Genomic DNA, 2500 nt, shown 5'->3' with positions numbered 1-2500 from the left:
ACATAATTCGCCTTTTTCTCCAACTTTGCAAAGTTCATCCTTTTCATTTAGGACTAATATATCGGTATTTCTACATGGCTTACCAATAGGTAAAGATTCATTTTCATTGAATGTATCATCAACAATATGATAAACACATGTTCCTGTTATTTCAGTAGGACCATACATGTTTCCATAAACAACATTTTTATCTAAATTTTTAATCCAATAACTTAGGTGCTTAGGCGGCATAACTTCACCACCAAATAAGACCTTTTTTACGGTTGGAAGTTTAATTGAACTAAAAAGTTCAAGATTTGCAATACTGACATAAACCGAAGGAACCCAAAAAACAAAATTTATTTTATTTTCATTTATATAATCCAATAAAGTAGCCGGAAACATAAACTTCTGTTCAGGAATTATAAAGAGTGTTGCACCTTTAAAAATCATTAGATAAATATCTAATGTTGACATATCAAAAATAAATGGTGTTTGATTACCAATTTTTTCTTTTTCAGTTATGTCAAAAGTATCAACTACCCAATTTATATAATCAATAATAGACAAATGTGAGATAACAACTCCTTTTGGTACTCCTGTGGAGCCTGACGTATGCAATATATATGCCGGATCAGTATCTATACATTTATGATAATTATAACTTTCGTTACTATCACCCTTTGGGTCTAATTCATCCAGGTTGATGATTTTAATATCTACGTTACATTTTTCTATATTCGATATAAACCTATTATTTGTTATGATACATGTGGGGTTTAAAGCCTTTAATATAGCTTCAATCCTCGGGACGGGATTTTTTGTATCTAATGGAGTATAGCAATTGCCACTATATAGAGTGCCTAAAAATGAGGCAATTGCATCATTGGTTTTAGGCAAATAAATAGCAACAGGGCTATTAATTGAACTATTGTTTTTAGATATTTGAGTTGCAATAAGTTTTGCTTTTTCCCTTAACTCGTTAAAAGTTAATTTAGAAGTACCGTCAACAAGTGCTAATTTATCAGGAAATAAATCAACAGTGTTTTCAAAATATTCAATTAAATTAATCTTTATCATATTAGAGCATTAAATACAAATAAGGCAAAAACAGCTACTGGTTATGAATAATTTTATTAAAACACCAAGGTGCTTGAATCGTAAATTAGGTTAACTTATTAGGATATTCTATTATTCAATAAGTATCTAATGTTAAAAGTCATAGACTATGTGATGAAATTATTGATTATACAAGAACATTACATTTTTATGTTCTTGTATAATCAATAAAATCTAGGCCGGTACTAATTAACTATATTTCAAATACTTTTCCGGGAGGGGGAAATCTGGCGTAACACGTTGCCAATACATATTAAGAATCCACCATCTTTCTTTATGATAAGCTAATTGGATACTGTGAACATTTCTCACATAAGGCGTGTTGGCTTCCATCTCTTCTAAACTATGAAAAGACTCGCAAGTGCTGATGACATGCGCTATGTTACCATAAACCTCTTCGACCCTACCTATTTCTCTTTCATAAAAGCCGGTTGTCCGCTTGGTCTCCATCCATTTTCCAATGCCATTAATATAATCGTCGGGAGATAAAAACTGAGGCCTTAATACGCCTTCCATATCATTTTCATAACGGATTAATTTTCCTTCAGGATGAAATAAAAACCTATAGAAATCCCAATCTCTGGGTTCATATGCTTTTCCCCCTATACAAGCATAAGATGTTTTTATGATATCATCCATGGTTTGAACACTCTTTAAATACTCTTCTTTCATAATTGTTTTATTGATTTAGTTTAAAAATGTATTAGGAATAAATGTAATTAAAAACAGAACTGGAATTCTGTACGTTTGTTACTATTTATATTATAGTTTTACAAAAAAATATAGACTTGATAATATATTATCTAAAGCTACTTTCAACATATGGTTTTGAAAAGTGAAAGTATTATTCAAGAAATTCTTTTGGAATAGGAAATTCGTCGGTTTCTCTGGACCAATACATACTAAGAACCCACCATCTTTCTTTATAATATGCCAATTGTACAGTATGCACATTTCTTACATAGGGTTTATTTTCCTTCATATCAGATTTACTGTGAAAAGATTCACAGGTGCTCCAAACATGTGCTGTGTTACCGAAGACTTTAGTGATTCTATGAATTTCTCTTTCATAAAAACCCGTTTTACGTATAGTTTCAATCCACTTACCAATTGAACTTATAAAATCATCTGGAGACATAAATTGGGGCCTTAACTCCCCATCAACAAAATCGTTTTCATAGCGAATCATCTGACCATTAGGATGGTACAGAAACCGGTATAGATCCCAATCCCTCGCATCTCCTGGTTCACCGCCCATAGCCTCATAAGTTGCTGTAATAATACCATCTATGGTTTGAACTTTTTCTAAATATTCTTTTTTCATTTGAAAATATAAATTATTTAATTTTTAATTTTAAAGTCTATTTTCTATTGCTAATAATGCTTTCATGGGCCATTTATT

Annotated in this window: 3 protein-coding genes; all 3 read right to left on the bottom strand. The window is 31.0% G+C overall.

Features of this window, described 5'->3' with window-relative positions; genetic code table 11:
- Window positions 1-1059, bottom strand: a 1059-nt coding sequence (locus Q0X89_RS08060; protein ID WP_297692927.1) for an AMP-binding protein, incomplete at its 3' end; no start/stop codon positions are given.
- A 228-nt stretch (window positions 1060-1287) separates the two neighbouring features.
- A complete protein-coding gene (locus tag Q0X89_RS08055; RefSeq protein ID WP_297692925.1) occupies window positions 1288-1770 on the bottom strand; it encodes a hypothetical protein in 483 nt (160 codons plus the stop codon).
- Window positions 1771-1942: 172 nt separating this feature from the next.
- Entirely contained in the window at window positions 1943-2422 is a 480-nt protein-coding gene (locus tag Q0X89_RS08050) for a hypothetical protein (RefSeq protein WP_297692923.1), read from the bottom strand.
- Window positions 2423-2500 lie beyond the last annotated feature (78 nt).

This window comes from uncultured Eudoraea sp. (genome assembly GCF_947258525.1).
Classification (GTDB): Bacteria; Bacteroidota; Bacteroidia; order Flavobacteriales; family Flavobacteriaceae; genus Eudoraea.
Note: the sequence above shows the minus strand (reverse complement) of the source record. Positions and strands in the feature narration are given on the sequence as shown.